This is a genomic window from Paenibacillus marchantiae (assembly GCF_028771845.1).
GTDB lineage: Bacteria > Bacillota > Bacilli > Paenibacillales > Paenibacillaceae > Paenibacillus > Paenibacillus marchantiae.
The window spans coordinates 3,550,705-3,571,979 of record NZ_CP118270.1 but is presented as its reverse complement, the minus strand read 5'-3'; the positions used below and the strand labels follow the sequence as shown (position 1 = coordinate 3,571,979).

General features: G+C 48.5%; 21 protein-coding genes. 2 read left to right on the top strand and 19 right to left on the bottom strand.

Annotated elements, in window-relative coordinates; all coding sequences use genetic code 11:
- Positions 1-17: 17 nt before the first annotated feature.
- From PTQ21_RS16340 to PTQ21_RS16260, 17 genes are all read right to left on the bottom strand, one after another.
- Complete coding sequence (locus PTQ21_RS16340) at positions 18-248, bottom strand: KH domain-containing protein (RefSeq protein WP_024630185.1); 231 nt, start codon at positions 246-248, stop codon at positions 18-20.
- Positions 249-271: 23 nt separating this feature from the next.
- On the bottom strand, positions 272-544 hold the full coding sequence (gene rpsP / locus PTQ21_RS16335; protein WP_024630184.1) for a 30S ribosomal protein S16: 273 nt from the start codon (positions 542-544) through the stop codon (positions 272-274).
- A 54-nt stretch (positions 545-598) separates the two neighbouring features.
- Positions 599-1,975, bottom strand: a complete 1,377-nt coding sequence (ffh, locus tag PTQ21_RS16330; protein ID WP_063564662.1) for a signal recognition particle protein — start codon at positions 1,973-1,975, stop codon at positions 599-601.
- A gap of 65 nt (positions 1,976-2,040) precedes the next feature.
- Positions 2,041-2,391, bottom strand: coding sequence for a YlxM family DNA-binding protein (gene ylxM, locus PTQ21_RS16325; protein ID WP_274566374.1), 351 nt, complete (start codon positions 2,389-2,391; stop codon positions 2,041-2,043).
- Between the two features lie 262 nt (positions 2,392-2,653).
- Positions 2,654-3,301 (bottom strand): PAQR family membrane homeostasis protein TrhA, encoded by a 648-nt coding sequence (gene trhA, locus PTQ21_RS16320; protein ID WP_063564664.1) that lies wholly within the window; start codon positions 3,299-3,301, stop codon positions 2,654-2,656.
- A 137-nt stretch (positions 3,302-3,438) separates the two neighbouring features.
- Complete coding sequence (gene ftsY / locus PTQ21_RS16315; RefSeq protein ID WP_063564665.1) at positions 3,439-4,452, bottom strand: signal recognition particle-docking protein FtsY; 1,014 nt, start codon at positions 4,450-4,452, stop codon at positions 3,439-3,441.
- Positions 4,453-4,527: 75 nt separating this feature from the next.
- Positions 4,528-8,097: a chromosome segregation protein SMC gene (smc, locus tag PTQ21_RS16310; RefSeq protein WP_274566373.1), complete on the bottom strand. Its 3,570-nt coding sequence runs from the start codon at positions 8,095-8,097 to the stop codon at positions 4,528-4,530.
- A 189-nt stretch (positions 8,098-8,286) separates the two neighbouring features.
- Complete coding sequence (gene rnc / locus PTQ21_RS16305; RefSeq protein WP_024630178.1) at positions 8,287-8,985, bottom strand: ribonuclease III; 699 nt, start codon at positions 8,983-8,985, stop codon at positions 8,287-8,289.
- A 13-nt stretch (positions 8,986-8,998) separates the two neighbouring features.
- Complete coding sequence (gene fabF / locus PTQ21_RS16300; protein WP_024630177.1) at positions 8,999-10,237, bottom strand: beta-ketoacyl-ACP synthase II; 1,239 nt, start codon at positions 10,235-10,237, stop codon at positions 8,999-9,001.
- Between the two features lie 180 nt (positions 10,238-10,417).
- Positions 10,418-10,651: an acyl carrier protein gene (acpP, locus tag PTQ21_RS16295; protein ID WP_024630176.1), complete on the bottom strand. Its 234-nt coding sequence runs from the start codon at positions 10,649-10,651 to the stop codon at positions 10,418-10,420.
- Positions 10,652-10,802: 151 nt separating this feature from the next.
- The gene (gene fabG / locus PTQ21_RS16290; RefSeq protein WP_063564667.1) at positions 10,803-11,552 is read right to left on the bottom strand and encodes a 3-oxoacyl-[acyl-carrier-protein] reductase; all 750 of its coding nucleotides are present in this window, start codon (positions 11,550-11,552) and stop codon (positions 10,803-10,805) included.
- 37 nt (positions 11,553-11,589) lie between these two features.
- The gene (gene fabD / locus PTQ21_RS16285) at positions 11,590-12,522 is read right to left on the bottom strand and encodes an ACP S-malonyltransferase (RefSeq protein ID WP_063564668.1); all 933 of its coding nucleotides are present in this window, start codon (positions 12,520-12,522) and stop codon (positions 11,590-11,592) included.
- Between the two features lie 27 nt (positions 12,523-12,549).
- Positions 12,550-13,539 carry a beta-ketoacyl-ACP synthase III gene (locus PTQ21_RS16280; RefSeq protein WP_063564927.1) on the bottom strand — a complete coding sequence of 330 codons (990 nt, stop codon included), beginning with the start codon at positions 13,537-13,539 and terminating at the stop codon, positions 12,550-12,552.
- 8 nt (positions 13,540-13,547) lie between these two features.
- Positions 13,548-14,543: a phosphate acyltransferase PlsX gene (gene plsX, locus PTQ21_RS16275; protein ID WP_063564669.1), complete on the bottom strand. Its 996-nt coding sequence runs from the start codon at positions 14,541-14,543 to the stop codon at positions 13,548-13,550.
- On the bottom strand, positions 14,540-15,088 hold the full coding sequence (gene fapR / locus PTQ21_RS16270) for a transcription factor FapR (protein WP_063564670.1): 549 nt from the start codon (positions 15,086-15,088) through the stop codon (positions 14,540-14,542). The genes plsX and fapR overlap by 4 nt, the downstream gene beginning before the upstream one ends.
- A 449-nt stretch (positions 15,089-15,537) precedes the next feature.
- Positions 15,538-15,711 (bottom strand): 50S ribosomal protein L32, encoded by a 174-nt coding sequence (rpmF, locus tag PTQ21_RS16265; protein ID WP_017689233.1) that lies wholly within the window; start codon positions 15,709-15,711, stop codon positions 15,538-15,540.
- A gap of 68 nt (positions 15,712-15,779) precedes the next feature.
- Positions 15,780-16,286, bottom strand: coding sequence for a YceD family protein (locus tag PTQ21_RS16260; RefSeq protein WP_063564671.1), 507 nt, complete (start codon positions 16,284-16,286; stop codon positions 15,780-15,782).
- A gap of 484 nt (positions 16,287-16,770) precedes the next feature.
- Between PTQ21_RS16260 and PTQ21_RS16255 the strand changes: the two genes are divergently transcribed.
- Complete coding sequence (locus tag PTQ21_RS16255) at positions 16,771-18,003, top strand: nucleotidyltransferase (protein WP_274566363.1); 1,233 nt, start codon at positions 16,771-16,773, stop codon at positions 18,001-18,003.
- 286 nt (positions 18,004-18,289) lie between these two features.
- Here PTQ21_RS16255 and PTQ21_RS16250 read toward each other — a convergent pair whose 3' ends face one another.
- A complete protein-coding gene (locus tag PTQ21_RS16250; protein WP_064639097.1) occupies positions 18,290-19,330 on the bottom strand; it encodes a SepM family pheromone-processing serine protease in 1,041 nt (346 codons plus the stop codon).
- A gap of 203 nt (positions 19,331-19,533) precedes the next feature.
- Between PTQ21_RS16250 and PTQ21_RS16245 the strand changes: the two genes are divergently transcribed.
- On the top strand, positions 19,534-20,790 hold the full coding sequence (locus PTQ21_RS16245; RefSeq protein ID WP_090949089.1) for a nucleoside recognition domain-containing protein: 1,257 nt from the start codon (positions 19,534-19,536) through the stop codon (positions 20,788-20,790).
- Here PTQ21_RS16245 and coaD read toward each other — a convergent pair.
- A complete protein-coding gene (gene coaD, locus PTQ21_RS16240; RefSeq protein WP_090807427.1) occupies positions 20,768-21,274 on the bottom strand; it encodes a pantetheine-phosphate adenylyltransferase in 507 nt (168 codons plus the stop codon). The genes PTQ21_RS16245 and coaD overlap by 23 nt on opposite strands.
- Position 21,275: the final 1 nt, after the last annotated feature.

Genomic DNA, 21,275 nt, shown 5'->3' with positions numbered 1-21,275 from the left:
CCCCCTTTCGTATATCTTTAAGATATGATATCAACGGTTACCCGTTTATCCATCTTAACTGCTGCTGATGTGACGACTGTACGAAGAGACTTTGCGATTCGCCCCTGTTTACCAATCACTTTCCCAACATCGTCAGGATGAACGGTTAACTCATAAACGACAAGCCGGTCTTTCTCAACCGTCCGAACCGCCACATCTTCCGGATGATCGACCAAAGCCTTAGCAATTATGCTTACTAATTCTTCCATAGAGGACCCTCCGAATCAGCACCTTATTTAGTCAATTTAGACTCGTGGAACTTCTTCATCACGCCCGCTTTGCTCAGCAAGTTGCGGACAGTGTCAGATGCTTGTGCACCGTTTTGAAGCCATTGCAATGCTTTATCTTCATCGATCTTAACAACAGCCGGTTGTTCAACCGGGTTGTAGTAACCGATCTCCTCGATAAAACGACCGTCACGTGGGGAACGGGAATCCGATACCACTACGCGGTAGAAAGGAGCTTTGTGAGCACCCATACGTTTCAGACGAATACGAACTGCCATTTGAAAATTCACCTCCTTCAATGAAATCTGTATATCGTTCAGCTGCTCCCAGAATCAACGGAAAGGAAACTTCATTCCTTTGCCCAAACCTTTGAGCTGCTTCATCGCTTTGTTCTTGCCGCCTTTAGGTCCCATCATATCCGAGAACTGTTTCATCATGCGGCGCATCTCATCAAACTGCTTGATCAGACGGTTTACTTCGGCCAGGGATGTTCCACTACCTGTAGCAATCCGCTTCCGGCGGCTATGGTTGATCATATCAGGGTTACGTTTCTCCTCGGTCGTCATGGAGTACACGATCGCTTCGATCCGGCCCATCTGTTTATCATCAACCTTCAGGTCCTTGGCTTGTTTCATCTTGCCCATACCAGGAATCATATCCATGATCTGATCAATTGGCCCCAGCTTTTTCACTTGATCCATTTGCTCCAGGAAATCTTCAAACGTGAATTCTGCATTACGCATCTTCCGTTCCATTTCCTTGGCTTTATCGGTATCAATGTTGGACTGTGCTTTCTCAATCAGAGAGAGCATATCACCCATACCAAGAATACGTGAAGCCATACGCTCCGGATGGAAAGGTTCCAGTGCATCAAGTTTCTCACCAAGGGAAGCAAACTTGATTGGGCAACCGGTGACTGCTTTAACGGAAAGCGCGGCACCACCACGAGTATCTCCGTCAAGCTTTGTCAGAACGACACCCGTCAGATTAAGCTGCTGGTTAAAGTGTTCTGCCACATTAACTGCATCCTGACCTGTCATGCTGTCTACGACAAGCAATACTTCATCGGGATTTACTACGCTGTGAATCTGACGAAGCTCTTCCATCAGTTCTTCATCGACATGCAGGCGTCCAGCTGTATCGATAATGACATAGTCATTGCCGTTGTCCTTGGCATGCTGCAGACCCTGACGTGCAATTTCTACAGGGCTTGTCTGATCTCCCAGTGTGAATACCGGCGCTTTGATCTGCTCGCCGAGCACTTGCAACTGCTTGATCGCTGCTGGACGATAAATATCTCCTGCAACAAGCAACGGTCTACTATTCTGCTTTTGCAGCATTTTAGCCAGTTTACCGGATGTAGTCGTTTTACCTGCACCCTGCAAACCAACCATCATCAGTACCGTAGGCGGTTTGTTCGCTTTAGCCAGCTTCGACTGGCTTCCACCCATCAAATCCGTCAGTTCCTTGTTTACGATGTCGATAATGACCATTCCTGGCGTGAAGCTCTCCATCACTTCTTTGCCAACAGCCTTCTCTTTCACCTTGGCGATGAATTCCTTGACCACTTTGAAGTTTACATCCGCTTCGAGCAATGCCAGACGTACCTCGCGCATAGCTTCGGCAACATCTTCATCTGACACCTTGCCTTTGCCGCGCAGCTTGCTGAACACATTCTGCAATCGGGTCGTTAATCCTTCAAATGCCATGATCCCACCTCCTTAAGCTGTAATACTGTTTTCAGGACCGATACGTTTCATTCAACTCTTACGAACTACTCTCTGAGTTGATGAATAATATCGTTTATTTGTTGGTTGTTATCAATGGAAACGCCTACGCGCTCCAATGCATTTTGCAAATCTTCAAGATTACGGTTGCGCCGTTCGTGCTTCTCCAGCAAGCCAAGCTTGCTTTCGTAATTTTCCAGCACTTGTTCGGCACGCTTGATATGCTCGTATACCGCCTGGCGGCTGATCTCGAACTCGGCTGCAATCTCGCCCAGCGAGAAATCATCATGAAAGTAATACTTTAGAAAAGTCTGCTGTTTCTCGGTAAGCAACCGTTCATAGAAAGCAAACAGCAAGTTAATCCGGTTTGTCTTCTCAAGCCGGTTTTCTTGACTCATAACGGGGCACTCCCTTCGTCAAGGAAAAACACTTTACACTCTTGCAACGTTCCTAATAATACCTAAAACAAATCAGGTTGTCAAGCAAAAATACTTGTCACAATAAAAACGTTCATTTTACACTCATTTTTCGTGCCTACAAGGTTGATCTTAGCCATTCATCTACAGTAGAATTCAGCCTGCTGTGTCATTTATATAGAACAAAAAAAACGAATGGGTCTCCACAGATGGAGCCGATTCGTTTTACGCTATCTACCGTGGCCTACCGAAGTGGTGTCAGGTACAGAAGTACCATAAAGAAATGAAGAATACTGCCTGCGAGCACAAAGAGATGCCAAATCGCATGGTGGTACGGAAATCCACGCCAAACATAAAAAAGCGTCCCCAGTGTATACATCAGACCTCCAGCAACCAGCAGCACAATTCCGCCTGTAGGGATGGCAGTCATAAGCGGTTGCCAGGCAATAACGATGAGCCAGCCCATCGCAATATAGAAAATCGTGGACATGAACAGAAACCTTTTCGTAAAAAACGCCTTAAAGATTACGCCGAATAATGCGACTCCCCAGATTATACCGAACAGGGTCCATCCAAGTGTGCCGCGAACAGCAATAAACAAAAGTGGAGTGTACGATCCCGCAATAAACAAATATATGGAAGAATGGTCGAAAATCTCAAATAAGTCTTTCACTTTTCCATCTTTCCATGCATGCACGAGTGTAGAGCTCGTATAGAGCAGCAGCATGGTGATCCCGTAGATCGTGAAACTGACCACATGCCAAGCCGTGCCTTTCATACTTGCAAATACAATCAATATCACCAGTGCAGCTACACTGAGTGCAGCGCCGATTCCATGTGTCACCGCATTGGCGACTTCTTCACGGCGAGAATAGGTATGAGTATTGGCCATTTTCAACCGTCCTTTCTAACCCTTTAGCATTGCCTGCTTTATTCCCATTATACACGTATTGCCAGTGACATTACACGTGACACTTATCACGTATATCACTGGCAATACGGTTAACGCTATCCTATTTATTAATGATTCTAGGAATTAGCTTCCTCTTCTTCAGCACTTTCAGCTGGCTGTTCTTGAATCAATCCGGCAAACAACGCATGTACGAATTGCTCCGAGTCGAATGGCTGCAGATCATCAATTTTCTCACCCAGTCCGACCAGCTTCACAGGCAGATCCAACTCCTGACGAATTGCAACAACAATACCACCTTTGGCGGTACCATCCAGCTTCGTCAGTACAAGTCCAGTTACCCCGCTCTTCTCTCCAAAGAGTTTGGCCTGATTCAGTGCATTCTGACCTGTAGTTGCATCCAGCACCATTAATACTTCATGAGGTGCTTCCGGAATTTCACGTTGAATGACACGATAGATTTTGTTGAGTTCGTCCATCAGATTGGATTTATTTTGCAGACGGCCTGCTGTATCACAGAGCAATACATCAGCACCCCGCTGCTTCGCAGCCTGTACAGCATCATACATTACAGCTGCAGGGTCAGAACCTGATTGTTGCTTGATGACTTCCACACCAGCACGTTGTCCCCATACTTCGAGTTGTTCGATCGCTCCGGCACGGAACGTATCACCTGCTGCCATGATGACCTTTTTACCCTGCTGTTTGAAGCGATGGGCCAGCTTACCAATCGTTGTTGTTTTACCAACACCATTAACACCAACAAACAAAATGACCGTAATGCCATCCGGATTCATTTTCAGTTCATTATTCTGCTCGCCACGAAGCAAACCCGTCAGTTTTTCGGACAATACAGGCTGTAGTTCAGCCGCATCCTCAATTTTACGTTTTTTGACCTCATCACGCAGATCTTCAATCAGTTTCATGACCGTATTGACACCTACGTCGGCTCCAATCAGAATCTCTTCCAACTCTTCATAGAATTCCTCGTCGATTTTTTTGCGACGGATAACGAGATCCGATACTTTCTCTACAAGGCCTTTACGCGTCTTTTCCAACCCGTCCTTGAACTGTTTGGTAACCGACTCCGTTTTGCTTGCAATGCTGTCTCTCAGCTTTTTAAAAAAACTCATAAAGCCCCTCCATCGTGTACATTTCTTAGTTTAAATGATATTAGATGAGTTCATGCGTGACAACCAACTCAAAGATTAGGCAATGACAGCTTCCTCATCTTCCAGTTTAACCGAAACGAGCTTGGATACTCCGCCCTCTTCCATCGTGACACCATACAGTACATCCGCTTCTTCCATTGTGCCTTTGCGGTGTGTAACAACGATGAATTGTGTTTGTTCCGAGAACTCACGCAAATACTGGGCAAAACGCACCACGTTAGCTTCATCCAGCGCCGCTTCTACTTCATCCAGTACGCAGAACGGTACCGGCTTAACATGCAGAATAGCGAATAAGAGTGCCATCGCGGTCAACGCTCGTTCCCCACCGGATAATAGCTGCAGGTTTTGCAGCTTTTTGCCTGGCGGCTGTGCGACGATATCAATGCCCGTATCGAGCAAACGCTCAGGGTCCATCAATACAAGATCCGCGCGCCCTCCGCCAAACAGCTTGGTGAAAACAGCCCCAAACTCCCGGCGAATCGCATCAAATGTTGCCTTGAATCGTTTGGCCATCTCGTCTTCCATCTCTCGAATAACCTGATACAACGTTGTTTTGGCTTCAACCAGGTCATTCTTCTGCGTGCTGAGGAACTCATACCGTTCGTTAACCCGCTGGAATTCCTCGATGGCTCCCAGATTGACGTCGCCAAGAGCTGCAATGCTGCGCTTCAGTTTCTGAACCTCAGCTTGTGTGCTCTCCACATCTTCTGGTACTGGATAACGCTCTTTGGCGAGTTCATAGCCGAGCTCATACTCATCCATCAGTTTGCGCAGAATATTTTCCAACTCAACATCAAGTCTGTTCACAGAAATTTCCGTTTGTCGCATCTGTTCCTCCACAGCTTTCAGCTGTGTGCGTTGTTCCTTCGTTTCACTCTCGGCAAGCTCAAGCTTCTTCGACAGCTCGCTTCGGGCAGCACGCTTGAAGTCCAGCTCCTGTGCAGATTCCGCTTTTTTCAGCTTGTATTGGTTAAGATCTTCAATCTGTTTAACACTCTCAGTCTCTGTTTTCTTCAGATCGGCTTCCATGGAGGCTAGCAACGTGCGATTTTGACGAAGATCCTTCACCAGTGAATCCACTTCGCGCTCCAGACGACGCAATTGCTCTTCGTTGGAGAATCGTTCCTGATCCAGTTTCCCCTCTCGGACTTTCAGATCAGTGAGTTGGGTCTGCAATTCCTCCTTCGCCGATTCATTCGCTTTACGCGCAAATTCTGCGGCATGAATGGCCCTATGAGTTGCCTTCTCTTCTTCCTCAAGCTGCTCCAGCTTCTTCACGGCGACATCGCGAGCTGTATCCATCTCTTTGATTTCTTCGGTAAAACCACTCTTCTCCTGCCCGGCTACAGCAACCTGTTCCAGCACGTGACGCAGTTCATGCTCAACCTGCTTCATTTCCATTGAAGCCTGCTGTTCTGCATTCCGGGTGTCGTCTCCAGACTGACGCAGCTCGTCCAGCTTGTCCTGGCACTGCTCCAGTTGAGTTTTTACATCATCCACACTGCGATGAAGTTTTACGATCTGATTTTCGGTATCCAAAATATCCTGGTCCAGCTGGTCCAGCTGCCGTTTGCGACTGAGCAGACTTACATTTTTCTTGTGCTGGCTACCACCAGTCATCGAACCACCCGCGTTAACCACATCGCCTTCCAGGGTTACGACCCGGAAACGATATTGGCAGCGAGCCGCGATCTTATTGGCATCCTCCAACTTCTCCGCAATAATGACATTTCCGAGTAAGCTTCCAATGATCGCAGCATAACGTTCTTCGTATTGTACGAGATCCGCACCAATTCCCACAAAACCATCCATGCCTTCGATCATCGAACGTTCACCCGCACCAATGGTACGTGCACGAATAACATCCAGCGGGAGGAACGTAGCTCTGCCCAATTGACGTTGTTTCAGAAAAGCGATCGCCTGTCTGGAAACCGATTCATTCTCCATGACGACATGCTGCAGGGAAGCGCCCATCGCTGTCTCTACCGCAAGTTCGATCTTCTCAGGCACTTTAACGAGCTCTGCAACGGCTCCATGAACCCCGTTCAGTGTACCTTTGCGTGATGCCTTAAGAACTTCTTTGACACCCAACATGAAACCGTCAAAATCATCCTGCATCTCTTTCATTGTATCGCGACGGGAGACCTGGGCTTCACGCTTCTGCTCCCATTTACGGACAGTTCCCCGGCTTTCTTCGAGCAGCTTCTGCAACGATTGGAGACGTTCACTTTCCGTAATATATCCACCGCGCAGATCACTGATTTCCTTGCCCAAACGAACAACTTTTTTCTCAATCTCCGTTTTGCGGGCTTCCAGCGTTTCCTTCTGGCCTTCCCACTTGCCGGATTCCTCTGTCGCGCGATTCATTCGCCGTTCCAGCGTTTCTTTCTGTTGGTCGGCGTAACGAATTTCATTTCGTGTCTGAGCCATCTGATTCATCAGTTCCAGCAAGTTGCCCTTAAGGCTTTCCTCCTGCTGTTGGCTAATGCCGCCAGTAACACCGATAAGTTTGGCCTCTTCTTCGGATAGGCGGTTTCTTACGTCACTCAATTCCAGTTCAAGCTTGGCAAACTTTTCGCGTAATGCAAGTAACTCGGCTTCACGCTCCCGATGTCTCTCTTCACTCGATGCAAGCGTCACTTTAAGCTGTTCCTGGTTCATCTGCAGATGACGCGAACGCTCCTTGAGCAGTTCTCCTAGCCCTTCGCTCTTCTCCGTTGCTTCACTGAATTGCAATAAGGCCGATTGCAGCTGTTCCGTCTCCGTCTCCAGCGTACGCAGTGCATTCCGGTCACTTTCCAGCTTGGCATCATGAGTGGAGACGATAGCCGCCAATCCTACTTCTTCCTGTTTCAACGATTCAAGCCGTTGGTTTGCTTTGCTCCAGGAAGCGTGAATTTGTTCAATCTGATACACATACATGGAGATTTCCTGTGATTTCAGCTGTCCACGCAATTCCTTATAATGGATTGCTTTCTCCGATTGTTCCTTTAACGGACCAATCTGGTCTTCTAGCTCGGTGACCAGGTCATGAATGCGCAATAAATTCTGTTCCGTCTCATCCAGTTTGCGAGTAGCATCCCGTTTGCGAGATTTATATTTAACAATACCTGATGCCTCTTCAAAGATCCCCCTGCGATCCTCTGAACGGGTACTCAGAATCTCTTCGATTCGCCCCTGTCCAATAATCGAATAAGCTTCCTTTCCGATCCCGGTATCCATAAACAATTCGGTAATATCCTTCAACCGACACGACTGCTTGTTGATAAAATATTCACTGTCTCCGCTGCGATGTACACGACGCGTTACCGTTACTTCGCCAAAATCCAGAGCAAGCGCATGATCTTCGTTATCCAGCGTCAACGAAACTTCACCATAGTTAACAGCCTTCCGTGCATCACTGCCGGCAAAAATGATATCTTCCATTTTGCCACCACGCAGTGATTTGGCGCTTTGTTCCCCAAGAACCCAGCGTATGCCGTCTGAAATGTTACTTTTGCCACTTCCGTTCGGGCCCACAACAGCGGTTATGCCACGAACGAATTCCATTTCCGTTTTGTCGGCGAATGACTTGAATCCACCCAGTTCAATCCGTTTCAAAAACATAGGGTTTCCCGTCACCTCCTCTTGCAAATTTCAAATGTTGCATTCAGCGCCTAGTTATCGAACAGGAAAAGAAAATCCTGATCCTCCTTACAAAAAAAAGAGCAAAAAGCAGTCCGGCCGATAAATTCCGCCAGGCGGACCCGCGGGCTGCTCTTTGCTCTTCGTTTGTCTATGCGCTTACGGTAAAGCTCAGGCTTCCGGAAGCTTCAGTCGATCCAGTGCTGCGGATGCAGCCTGTTGTTCGGCTTCCTTTTTGGAACGTCCTGTACCTCTGCCAAGCCGTTCTTGACCCATATGGACCTCGGAGACAAACTCCCGTTCATGGGCAGGGCCCCGTTCCTCAACAATACGGTATTCCAGAGCTCCCATATTGTGATGCTGAGTGAGTTCCTGCAATTCCGTTTTGTAATCGCTCATTTGCAATTTGCTGCCCAGAACGATCAACGGAAATACATGCTGATCCAGAAATGTCCGGACAGGCGCCAATCCCTGATCCAGATATAATGCACCGATGAAAGATTCAAACACATCCGCTAACAAAGCCGGTCTAGTTCGTCCTCCCGTCAGTTCCTCACCTTTACCAAGAAGTACATACTGCCCAAAACCCAACGCTTCAGCAAATTTGACGAGGGAAGGCTCGCAGACAATGGATGCCCGCAGCTTAGTTAATTCACCTTCCGGCCGGTTAGGAAACAAGTGATACAAGTATTCCGACACAGTCAGTTCCAGTACCGCATCGCCCAGAAACTCCAGACGCTCGTTATCCTGATGCTGACTGAACCGGTGTTCGTTTACATAAGAAGCATGGGTAAACGCTTGTTTTAAAAGCTGCCTGTTGTCAAATTTGATTTGAAGTTTGTGTTGTAACTGCTTCAGATCTTCACTCAAACGAACTAGCCCCTTATGCTTCAAATTTTTTGAGAATAATGGTGGCATTGTGACCGCCGAACCCAAATGAATTGGACATGGCAATGTTGACTTTAGTTTGACGTGGAACGTTTGGAACATAATCCAGATCACATTCCGGGTCCTGATTTTCCAGGTTGATTGTTGGAGCAAGCGTCTGATGTGTCAGCGACAATCCGCAGATTACAGCTTCCACGCCACCAGCAGCACCGAGCATATGACCTGTCATCGATTTGGTTGAACTCACAGCAAGCTTGTACGCATGATCGCCAAACGCTTTTTTGATCGCAAGCGTTTCGGATCTGTCACCTACAGGTGTTGATGTACCATGTGCATTGATATAGTCCACTTCTTCTGGTTCGATACCCGCATTACGCAGAGCCATCTTCATGCAACGAGCTGCTCCGTCCGGATCAGGCTCCGTCATGTGATGTGCATCGCCAGTGAGACCGTAACCAATTACTTCGCCATAAATACGAGCACCACGTTTTTGAGCATGTTCAAGGGATTCAAGGATCAGAACTCCCGCGCCCTCGCCCATAACAAACCCGTCACGTTCTGTATCAAAAGGACGGCTCGACTTAGCCGGATCATCATTACGTGTAGACATGGCACGCATTGCACAGAACCCAGCCAGACCAGTTGGTCTAATGGTTGCTTCCGCACCGCCACAAATCATTGCATCCGCATCACCGTTTGCAATCAGCTTGAAGGAATCTCCAATGGAGTGTGTTCCTGTAGCACATGCCGTTACCACGTTGATGTTAGGACCTTTCGCCCCGAGAGAAATCGACATCTGGCCAGAAGCCATGTTGGAGATCATCATCGGAATGAAAAATGGGCTTACGCGTTTAGGACCTTTTTGCAGCAATGCATTATGTTGGTCCTCCCAAGTACCCAATCCACCGATACCCGATCCGATCGACACACCAAAACGCTCTGCATCAATGTTCTCGTCAATTTTCAGACCACTGTCTTCAACGGCTTTGAAACCAGCTGCTACAGCGAACTGAACAAAACGGTCCATTTTACGTGCATCTTTGCGATCCATGTATTCTTCCGGGTTGAAATCCTTGATCTCGGCTGCAATTTGAGTGGTATATTCACTTACATCAAACGCCTCAATCTGAGAGATTCCGGACTTACCTGCCATTAAACTGCCCCAGAACGTTTCCAAATCTTTTCCGAGCGATGTCATTACGCCCATTCCGGTAATTACAACTCTTTGTTTCAAACCGACTCACCTCTATATCGACTGCATTACGCAATTATTTTGTGGGAATATCCGCAAGCAGACGTCTAGCCAAGCAGGACCCGGAGATCCGTTTGACCAGCGCCGCTTGCGGAATGAGAAAAACCAATGAATGATGAGAAGTCCCGCCTGTTCGAAAACAGGTGCGGGACTGAATTGACTTTAGGTATGAGATTGTATGTAGTTTACAACTTCACCTACGGTCGTGATTTTTTCTGCATCTTCATCAGAGATTTCCAAATCGAATTCATCTTCCAATTCCATGACCAATTCCACTACATCCAAAGAATCAGCACCCAAATCTTCTTTGAAAGATGCTTCAAGTGTAACTTCAGCTTCGTCTGCGCCCAAGCGGTCGACGACGATGCGTTTTACACGCTCCAATACATCGGACATCCGGTTCACCTCCTCCTTGGTATTATACGAGAATCGCAGGCAAAATGCCATAGAAGACATATGCGGCTCCCGGCCGGGGAACCCGGCCTTTTTCCGGCATTTCGGATCGTCCAGCGCCTGTTCCCCGACTATTGTTCAAGTCCGGGAAGAATTACATGTACATGCCACCATCAACATGCAGTGTCTGCCCTGTCATATAAGATGAAGCTTCTGAAGCCAGGAACGTGACAACACCGGCGATTTCATCCGGTTGGCCCAGACGGGACAACGGAATACCGTTCAACATGTTGTCCACGATCTCCTGGGACAATTCCTTCGTCATATCGGTCTCAATAAATCCTGGTGCAACGCAGTTAACTGTGATGCCGCGGGAGGCAAGCTCACGAGCAGATGCCTTCGTCAAACCGATGACCCCTGCCTTGGCAGCAACATAGTTTGCTTGTCCAGCATTTCCGAGCACACCCACAACAGAGGAGATATTGATAATTCTACCAGACCGTTGCTTCATCATTGGACGTGTAACCGCCTTAAGGCAGTTAAACACCCCTTTGAGGTTGGTTTCGATCACCTGATCAAATTCCTCTTCCTTCATACGCATGATCAGATTATCACGGGTAATTCCAGCATTGTTGACAAGAATATCAACGTTGCCCCATGCCTCAATGGTAGCTTTGACCATTTGTTCGGCTTCGTCCATCTGGCCCACATTCGCTTGAATCGTAATTGCCTGGACACCTTTGGCACGAATCGCTTCCGCTACTTCCTCAGCTGCCGCTTGACTGCCCGCATAATTCACGGCCACGTTGGCGCCAGCCTCGGCCAAAGCGAGTGCAATACTGCGCCCAATACCACGGGATGCACCGGTAACGAGCGCATTTTTGCCTTGTAATGGTTTAGACATAATCATTCCTCCTTTCCCCAAATCTAATCATGGTTAATCAAATTAGTGCAGCTGCCGTTGCTTCGAGCGTCTCAAGACTGTTTACATTGTACAGTTTAACGGTTTTATCTGTTTTTTTAATCAAACCTGTTAACACACTGCCAGAACCAATCTCGATAAAGGTATCTACACCTTGCTCAATAAGCCATGTCACACTGTCTTCCCATAAAACCGGAGAATAGACCTGAGCTGTCAATAAATCCTGAACCTTACCGTCCTCCACAGGTCTTGCAGTCACATTTGCAACTACAGGGACATCCCCAGGTGAGAACGAAACAGTTTTCAGTTTCTCAGCCAGCTTCTCTGCTGCATCCTTCATTAAGGAAGAATGGAACGGACCGCTTACTTCAAGTGTGATGGCACGTTTGCCGCCCGCTTCTTTGACCCGTTCAGCGACAGCAGATACCCCTTCCTTCACACCGGAAATCACGATTTGTCCCGGACAGTTGATGTTGGCAAGTTCAACCACATGACCACTTTCGGATACGTCCCGGCAAAGCACCCCCAGCGCTTCCCGATCCGCACCCAATACCGCAGCCATTGCACCCTGTCCACCAGGAACAGCCTGTTCCATATATTGACCGCGTGCCCGCACAATGCTTACCGCGTCCGCGAACGAAAGAACGCCCGCCGCGACCAGTGCACTGTATTCACCCAGACTGTGTCCGGCCGTATAATCAGGCTGAATTCCTTTTTCTTTAAAAGCCTCAAGCAATGCAATACTTGCTGTCAGCAGAGCCGGTTGTGTATTCGATGTCTGTTTCAACTCGGTCTCTGGTCCCTCAAAAACAAGATTGCTCAGCGCGAAACCTAGCGTTTCATCGGCTGTGCGAAAAATCTCTGTTGCCGCAGGCACAGACTCATACGCGTCCTTGGCCATGCCCACAGCCTGCGATCCCTGTCCGGGAAATACAAATGCTATTTTACCCATCCAATTCATCTCTCCCAGCTGTCTAGTTTACCAAACGAGTACTGATGCGCCCCACGTCAATCCGCCACCGAAACCAACCATGAGCACAGTATCTCCGGCTTTCATGCGGCCTTCTTCAGCAGCTTCTACCAGAGCAAGCGGAATGGAGGCTGCAGATGTGTTGGCGTATTTATCCACGTTGACTACAACTTTCTCTTCAGGAAGCTCAAGTCGCTGCATTGCAGATTGGATAATCCGGATATTGGCTTGGTGAGGAACAAACAGATCCACGTCCGTACGTTCCAGGCCAGCCTTGCGCAGAACTTCGATCGTCGCTGTACCCATCACCCGTACTGCAAATTTAAACACTTCACGGCCATTCATGTAAATATAATGTTTTTTGTTCTCAACCGTTTCTACGGATGCAGGCAGACGGGAACCTCCGCCCTCCATTTGAAGCAGGCTTCCGCCCGCACCTTCAGCTCCGAGATCGAATGATTTAAATCCACGGCCTTCCGGCACTTCACCAACGATAACCGCACCGGCGCCATCGCCAAACAGCACACAGGTATTACGGTCGGTATAGTCAGTAATGCGAGACAAGCAATCTGCACCAATAACAAGTGCATTGTTGTACATGCCGCTTTGGATAAAGCTCGTTGCTGTTGCCAGACCGTATACAAATCCGGAGCAGGCAGCAGACAAGTCAAATGCCGCAGCGCCCTTGGCACCAAGCTTATCTTGCAAAATACAAGCAGTAGAAGGGAATGAAGAATCCGGTGTAATAGTTGCCACAATAATCAGATCAAGATCGCTGCCAGTCATGCCAGCAGACTCAAGTGCTTTGATAGCTGCCTCGTATGCCAGATCTGAAGTCGCCTGATCCGGTGCAGCGATGTGACGCTCCTTGATTCCTGTACGACTGACGATCCACTCATCATTCGTATCTACCATTTTCTCCAAATCGCTGTTTGTCAAAATTTTCTCAGGTACATATTTACCAGTACCGATAACCCCTACCGGGCGCAAATTATTCATGTCTTCACTCACTTCCCGCTAATTTCCTTAGATATGCTCTCCACCAGCTGGTTCTGTACTGCAATCCGTGCTTGGCGCACAGCATTTTTGATGGCATTGCCATCAGCCGATCCATGACTTTTCACCACAAGTCTGCTCAAGCCGAGGAGTGGTGCACCACCATGCTCGGTATAATCCAGTTTCCGTTTCAAACCGCGCAGCTCAGGCATGAGCACAGCAGCAGCCAGTTTGCTTTTGAGCGATGATGAGAATTGTTCCTTAAGCAGAGCGAAAATGGCACCTGCTGTGCCTTCGAGCGATTTCAGCAATATATTTCCGGCAAATCCATCACATACAAGCACATCACACGCACCTGTAAGCACATCACGGGCCTCTACGTTACCAACAAAACGAATCGGAAGTTGCTCCAGCAAAGGATAGGCATGTTTGGTCAACTCATTCCCCTTACCGGGCTCCGTTCCCACATTGAGCAGGCCCACTCTTGGTGACGCGATTCCCTGCACTTTTTGCCGATACAAGCTCCCCATCAGACCATACTGTGCGAGGTGTTCCGGTTTGGCATCCATATTCGCACCAAGATCAAGTGCAAGTACACCCACATCATCGATCGTTGGAATCATGGGTGCAAGCGCCGGGCGCTCAATACCTTCCATACGACCTACCACAAGCAAGCCGGCTGTCATCAGCGCTCCGGTATTGCCCGCAGAGATCATGGCGTCTGCTTCGCCTTCCTTAAGCATACGACCTGCAACCACCATGGAGGCATCCTTCTTACGACGGACTGCCTTTACTGGTTCATCATCCGAACCGATCACTTCGGAAGCATGCCGAATCGTCAGATTAGCAGGTTTGGCACCTGACTGACTCAGAAGAGGTTCCAGCTTGGCTTCATCGCCGACCAGGACGATCTGTGTATCCGCCCATTCCGTAGCCGCGGCGATCGCACCTTCTACTGTTGACGCAGGTGCGTTATCGCCTCCCATGGCATCAATGACGATTTTCATCCCAAATGACCTCCTTCTACGCTGTCTTCTCCACCTGAATGGTAGATTACAAAGTTGCCTTGAAACACCATTTCTTCACCCACATAAGTGAACACTTCTACTTTGGCTTTGCCCTTTTGACCCGGAATCGATCTCACATAGGCCTTCGCAATACATTTCTCGGCCAAATGAACCGAACGAACAAAACGAATGTCTGCGGACGCCGTCAAAGCAATCTCGTCATTAATAACGGCTACAGCCAACGAGTTGGCCTGTGCAAAAACATAGTGTCCTCGAGCAATGCCCGTTCTCGAAAATACGTGTTCTTCCTTAATCTCAAACAAGGAAATCCCGCTCTTGTCCAGTTGCAAGTCCACAATATCACCGATAATCTCATGCAGGGGCAACGAGCGCACCTGATCATAGGAACGCTCCGCCATCAGTTTCATCCGCTCCCGAAGCTCGGGAATCCCAAGCTCCAGTCTGTCGAGACGAATCGTCTGAATACTCACCTTCAATTGGCGTGTAAGTTCCTGATCCGTCACAAACGGGTTGTCTTCGATCATTTTGGTTAACTGCTGCTGCCTCTGTCTCTTCGGTACACGTTCGATGCCTGACACCCCCCGCTGTATCGTTTAAGGAACCGCCCAATCCGGTCAGTTCAATACTCTTTCACGTTGCTTCTATAGTTGCATCCCTGTTCAGCAGGGTCGTTCTCACACGAATCATGGTTCATGTTTATGTAACGTCAAATCTTAGAACCTGGTACTAAACTATAGTATATCTCATCCCGTGTCAAAAAGAAAGGCTGGGTGAACAAAAACAATCCTGCCTTGCGGAGCCTGGCTTCACAGCCCCGAACACAACCAGTAACGAGCCTTACTAAAATATCAAAAACGTATATTGAACTATATTCACGAAGATAGAATACAGGTAAAGGTAGTTATTTTTGCGATGCTATAGTCTAAAAAAAGTAGCACCTCATCGAAATGAAGTGCTACTTGATGTCTAGCTATTATTGAGAGATGATCTCTCTTGCTTTGTACGTTCCGCACACTTTGCATACGTGGTGACTAAGCTTCAGCTCGCCACATTGTTCACATTTCACCATACCCGGTACTGCCAATTTAAAGTGAGTGCGACGTTTGTCGCGACGCGTCTTGGATGTTCTCCGTTGAGGTACTGCCATTATTCCCACCTCCTTATCAAAATAAACCTTTGCAGGTAGTTGTTACAATGTTCGATTTTCAATCATGCTCATTTAAAAAAATCCTTGAGCCCTGCAAGCCGCGGATCGATAACTTGGTTATCACAACCGCAGTCACCTTCGTTCAGCTCATGGCCACACTTGGGGCATAACCCTTTGCATGTATCGCTACACAGCGGTATAAACGGAAGATTCAGCAGAAAAGCTTCCTCAGCATAACCCTTCAGATCAACGCTATCTCCATCCACATAGAAAGTATCGTCGTCTTCGTGCAATTCCTCTGGCTGCTTTCCCTTCTTGAATTGCTCATGAAAATCAATATGAAAATGTTCATTAATCGGCTTAAGACACCGGGAGCACAACATGTCCACTCCTACTGTCAGCTTGCCATGAACATCCACAACGTCTCCCTCTCTGAACTCTGCAGATAAATCTGCAGTCAGCGGGGTAACGGCTGTGATATCTTGTCGGTTAGAAACCAGTTCCTTGATATCCCACTGTTCATTAAACTGCAGGGGACCATCACTGGTAGCCACTTTGCGAAATGGCATTAACATTTCCCATCACTCCAAACGAAACCAATCTCATAATTAAAGTTAAACGCCTAACGACAGTTATACAGGTCAAACCTGACTCTTGCAACACATCAAATTCCTGACTGTATGTAATCTGACGATTCATCGTTAAAAGTATTATGAAATTGACTTAACAAACAAAAATCATTATACCGATTTTCCAAGACGTTTGTCAACACTTTTAACTTTACACCCTTTTTGAAATTGACGATCCTAATCCGCATTCGATCTCTGATACATTATAGGCTTACTGTAAGTTAAACTACAAGTCATGCATTTTGAAGGCGGGTTCGGGCTATATCGATCTGAAGGATTCTTTTCTTTTTCGTTGTACACACTGCGATATGATTTGAACAAAGGTATATCCATGTCCTATTATGGAACAAGATGAGCTCACATATTATCGGGCTAGGAAGAGAAAGATTGATCCCCATTTGAATATTTACCGAAAGGAGCGCGTTCTCATATGAAAGCCGTTGGCGTCATTGTTGAATATAACCCTTTACATAACGGACATGTCTACCATCTGAGTGAAGCAAGGCGGCTCAGTGGAGCAGACGTTGTTGTGGCTGTGATGAGCGGCCCTTTCCTCCAGCGCGGCGAACCCGCCATCGTGGGCAAAAGGGCACGCACTGAGATGGCGCTGCATGCTGGCGCCGATCTGGTGCTTGAACTGCCGGTTGCCTATGCTGTACAACCGGCCGAGTGGTTCGCCTTTGGTGCGGTGTCACTTCTGCACCGCACAGGCGTGGTGGACTCGCTCTGCTTTGGCAGCGAGTCCGGCGACCTGGACAGCCTGCAGCGCATTGCGCGCGTGCTGGCTGTGGAGCCCGCAGGGCTGCGCGAGGATATCGCGCGCCGCCTGCGGGAAGGCGCCAGCTATCCCGCCGCATACGCAGGTGCGGCGGCGGCACTGGCGCCTGGCGGCGTCGATGCGGAAGACGCCGCTGCACTGCTGGGGCAGCCCAACAATTCGCTTGGGCTGCATTACCTGATCGCGCTGCAGCGGCTGGGCAGCGCGATCAAGCCCTTTACGGCGGCGCGTACCGGTGCCGCGTATCATGAGGCGACGCCCGGACCGGGGGCGATCGCCAGTGCAACCGCCGTCCGCCGCCTGCTGATGGCGGACGGGCCCGAAGCCGCCGCGCCATACGTGCCGGCGGCAACCCTTGCCATTCTGCGGCGCGAATGGCAGGAAGGCCGCGCTCCCGTGCACTGGGAGCGCTTTGCACAGCCGCTGCTGCACATCGCGGCCACACGTCGTGCCTCCGAGCTGGAGCAGATCGCCGAAGTCACGGAAGGACTCGAACACAGGCTGAGCCGTACACTTGCTCAGCTCCCGGAGCCTTCAGTCGAGGCGTTGCTGAACGCACTTAAAACGAAACGGTACACACGCACAAAGCTACAGCGCATGCTGACCCATATCCTGCTGAATCATACCAAGGCCGAATGTTCGCCCGAGAAGCTGGCTGAAGGGCCAGCGTATCTTCGAGTGCTCGGGTTTAATGCACAAGGACAGGGCCTTTTGAAACAGATGAAAAAGACGGCTTCTCTGCCCGTTCTGCTGAAACCATCAACCTTTGTCCATAACCAGTTGGAACTGGATGTACAAGCTCAGGCAGCATATGCACTCGCCTGTGAACACATCGATACACGCATGATGTACAGCGACTACTATGAACCACCTGTGAGACTTTAACTCTACGTTCAGTCATATCCATAGCTGGTTCAACATAAACGATTTCGAAGCCCCAAGTTCAATGGATCGACTCACAAGTTTTTGCGGGAGCCAACGCTTACGCATAGATTGATGCAATCCTGATCTACGGGTATAAGATTAATCAAACTCTGTTGATGATGCGTTGTTTAATATCGACTACTCAAACAAAATCCCCCTATCGCACACCGATTCGGCATCGTTGCAATAGGGGGATTTCACATCATTCTCATATTGGTTCAAGCATTATTCGTTGCGAATAATTGTTTTAGGATTTGACAGACAAGGTTTTCAGATAAGCCAGCGCATCATCCACTGTGCTAACAGGAATGAGTTTCATTTTGGTGCCAATTTGTTCAGCCTTAGTTTCAGCTTCTTTATAATTATCCTTCGGCACAAAGAAAAACTCCGCTTCTTTCCGGTCTGCCGCAACAATTTTGTGCACAACGCCACCAATTGCGCCAACCACACCTTCTTTGTTAATAGTTCCAGTGCCAGCAATCCGGTGACCTTTCGTCAAATCTCCAGGGGTCAACTGATTGTAAATCTCCAGGGTGAACATCAGTCCGGCAGATGGACCACCTACCTGAGTATCCGTGAAGGAAATCTGTTTATCCGGATCTTCTGCTTTCACTTTCTGAACCGCACCGATCATGACACCCAATGCCGGGCGAACTTCACCGGTTTTGCTGTCTTTCACTTCAATCAGTTGAACGTCGCGGCTGATGGTCTCTCCACCTCGCTCTAATTGCATCTCAACCGTTTCTCCGACCTTTTTGTTTTTTAACTGCTCAGACAGCACTGTATTGTCCGGAGTTGCCGTTCCGTTTACACCCAAAATAATATCTCCGGGCTCAATATCTCCCTTAGGTTTTGGATCTTCGGACAGCCCAAATACAAAAATATGCTCAGGAACAATGGAGTATTTCACTCCTGCCTGCTCATAAGCCGCCTCCATTGCCGAGGATTGTGAATCACTCATGAACCAGACCTGTTCGGCAGAATATTCCGCTTCGCTTTTGCCACGCAGCCGATCTTCTTTTTTATCCACTTGAGCATTTCGATTAAACAAGGAGGTTCCTAGCAAAAACACATTGGCGTATGTTGCCGACACTGTCGTCATCATAAACACACCGCGTTCTTCCTTATCCCCCTCTTTCACGGTAACCATGGGTTTTACTTCGTCGGCACTGCCAGGCATATAAATGATATATGGCGTTGGCATATATACCGCAACATAGACGACCAGAGCCACCACGATCACAAAGATCGAAGCTCTGAATCCGCCAGATTTCCGAATCCGATTCATTGCATGAGCCCCCGTTCTTTGCGTATCTTTCAATAATTATAAGTCTAACACTCTCATGCTTTTGCATACAATGGTACAGGCCGGATAGGCCGCTGTTTACAGTAGCTTATCCGGTCAAGGCCGAAGCGTCCACGGACGTCATTCGGCCGTCCACAACTAATCCTGGCCGAGTGTATGCGGCACGATCCATATGAGGTGAAACAATGACAATGCAGAGCGAAGTTACGGGCTCTGGACCGTTACGAACGGTACTTATGAGTACAGGCGCTTTATTGCTGGTAATTGCAGTAGTTGTATCTCCGAAAGATGCATTCGATGCCTCTATTCAAGGTTTAGACATTTGGTGGAAAATCATCTTTCCTGCCATGCTTCCATTTCTGATGTTATCCCAAATGCTGACTGCATTCGGCTTTACCCACGCACTTGGCGTCTTATTAGGGCCATTAATGCAGCGCTGGTTCCGTCTGCCGGGCAAAGCCGGACTGGCCATTGTTGTCGGCATGTGTGGCGGCTTTCCGGCAGGAGCAGATACCGCCTCCCGCCTAGTGCAGGATCAACAAATTACCGCCAAACAGGCGGGTATTGTCGCATCAGCATCTCATTTTGCCAATCCATTGATGATTATACTTGTCATCGGTGCAGCTTTTCTTCATCAGCCTGCTGCTGGATATTTCCTTCTGATCGTTCACTGGGTTAGTGGATGGATTGCAGCCATGATCGGAGTACGACTCCTACCCAAGGAATCAAAAGAGGAAGAATTCCCAACTGCAAACCCTTCTTCGTATAAACGACGGAGCCTATGGTCACAAATGATGTTTGCAGCCCGCGAAGCCCAGAAACGTGACGGACGCGGGTTCGGCAAATTGCTTGGAGACACGGTCTCCCAAGCTGTACAAACTTTAATGATGACCGGAGGATATATGATTGTGTTTGCCGTGTTTGTTCGGCTGCTCACTCTCTATATCACCCCCGGTACTTCAGTTGCTTTTTGGCCCTCACTGCTGGAACTGCATCTCGGAACTTATCATCTGAGTCAGAGCCCACTGACACCCGTTCTGCTAATGTCTTTGCTTGCAGCTGTTCTCGGCTGGGGTGGTCTGTGCTCTCATCTGCAAGTCTCCGCCGTGCTGAAAGCTGCGGGACTTGCCACAACGTCCATGTTGTATTTTGCCGGAATCCGCCTGCTTCATGCATTGGTTGCATTTTTCATCAGCTTGCTGCTGTGGCTGCCATTCAGCCGTTACAGTTCCGAAGTCTGGGCTACGTTTCAGAACAATCCGGGCAATGGTTTGGCACCTTTCCTAACCAAGCAGTCCCTGGTAGGCATGAACACCTCCGACATCATCGATGCCGTCTGGAATGGTTTCCCTGCTGCCTGTATCGGTCTGGCATTGCTGCTCACCGTCATGATCTGCCTATCCGGGCTGACCTTCTGGTTTAACCGCCGGTTTTCTCGCTAATTTTCTGACGCAGCGCAGCTTCCACTTCAGGTGAGACCAGATCGGTGACATCTCCGTGGTAGTGGGCAATTTCCTTGACGATGCTGGAGCTCAGATAAGAATATTTCGGATTGGTCATCATAAAAATGGTTTCCGCATCCGGATTTAACTTGCTGTTCGTCGAAGCCAGCTGAAGCTCATATTCAAAATCCGTCACCGAGCGGATACCACGGACAATGACCTGAGCATCTTTTTGCCGTACATAATTTGCCGTCAGATCACGGAAGCTGTCCACCTCCACATTAGGCAGATGACTCGTGACTTCCGTAATAAGACTCTTGCGTTCTTCCACCGTAAATAATGGATTTTTGCTCATATTATTCAACACAGCCACGATGACGCGATCGAACTGCTTCGACGCCCGGGCAATAATGTCCAGATGGCCCATAGTTACGGGATCAAAACTGCCTGGATATACGGCAATTCGTTCCTGACGATGTATCATT

Excerpts from the sequence above, each read along its gene's own strand:
- PTQ21_RS16340 (WP_024630185.1), bottom strand. The coding sequence starts at position 248 with ATGGAAGAATTAGTAAGCATAATTGCTAAGGCTTTGGTCGATCATCCG.
- rpsP (WP_024630184.1), bottom strand. The coding sequence starts at position 544 with ATGGCAGTTCGTATTCGTCTGAAACGTATGGGTGCTCACAAAGCTCCT.
- ffh (WP_063564662.1), bottom strand. The coding sequence starts at position 1,975 with ATGGCATTTGAAGGATTAACGACCCGATTGCAGAATGTGTTCAGCAAG.
- ylxM (WP_274566374.1), bottom strand. The coding sequence starts at position 2,391 with ATGAGTCAAGAAAACCGGCTTGAGAAGACAAACCGGATTAACTTGCTG.
- trhA (WP_063564664.1), bottom strand. The coding sequence starts at position 3,301 with ATGGCCAATACTCATACCTATTCTCGCCGTGAAGAAGTCGCCAATGCG.
- ftsY (WP_063564665.1), bottom strand. The coding sequence starts at position 4,452 with ATGAGTTTTTTTAAAAAGCTGAGAGACAGCATTGCAAGCAAAACGGAG.
- smc (WP_274566373.1), bottom strand. The coding sequence starts at position 8,097 with ATGTTTTTGAAACGGATTGAACTGGGTGGATTCAAGTCATTCGCCGAC.
- acpP (WP_024630176.1), bottom strand. The coding sequence starts at position 10,651 with ATGTCCGATGTATTGGAGCGTGTAAAACGCATCGTCGTCGACCGCTTG.
- fabG (WP_063564667.1), bottom strand. The coding sequence starts at position 11,552 with ATGTCTAAACCATTACAAGGCAAAAATGCGCTCGTTACCGGTGCATCC.
- fabD (WP_063564668.1), bottom strand. The coding sequence starts at position 12,522 with ATGGGTAAAATAGCATTTGTATTTCCCGGACAGGGATCGCAGGCTGTG.
- PTQ21_RS16280 (WP_063564927.1), bottom strand. The coding sequence starts at position 13,539 with ATGAATAATTTGCGCCCGGTAGGGGTTATCGGTACTGGTAAATATGTA.
- plsX (WP_063564669.1), bottom strand. The coding sequence starts at position 14,543 with ATGAAAATCGTCATTGATGCCATGGGAGGCGATAACGCACCTGCGTCA.
- fapR (WP_063564670.1), bottom strand. The coding sequence starts at position 15,088 with ATGATCGAAGACAACCCGTTTGTGACGGATCAGGAACTTACACGCCAA.
- rpmF (WP_017689233.1), bottom strand. The coding sequence starts at position 15,711 with ATGGCAGTACCTCAACGGAGAACATCCAAGACGCGTCGCGACAAACGT.
- PTQ21_RS16260 (WP_063564671.1), bottom strand. The coding sequence starts at position 16,286 with ATGTTAATGCCATTTCGCAAAGTGGCTACCAGTGATGGTCCCCTGCAG.
- PTQ21_RS16255 (WP_274566363.1), top strand. The coding sequence starts at position 16,771 with ATGAAAGCCGTTGGCGTCATTGTTGAATATAACCCTTTACATAACGGA.
- PTQ21_RS16250 (WP_064639097.1), bottom strand. The coding sequence starts at position 19,330 with ATGAATCGGATTCGGAAATCTGGCGGATTCAGAGCTTCGATCTTTGTG.
- PTQ21_RS16245 (WP_090949089.1), top strand. The coding sequence starts at position 19,534 with ATGACAATGCAGAGCGAAGTTACGGGCTCTGGACCGTTACGAACGGTA.
- coaD (WP_090807427.1), bottom strand. The coding sequence starts at position 21,274 with ATGATACATCGTCAGGAACGAATTGCCGTATATCCAGGCAGTTTTGAT.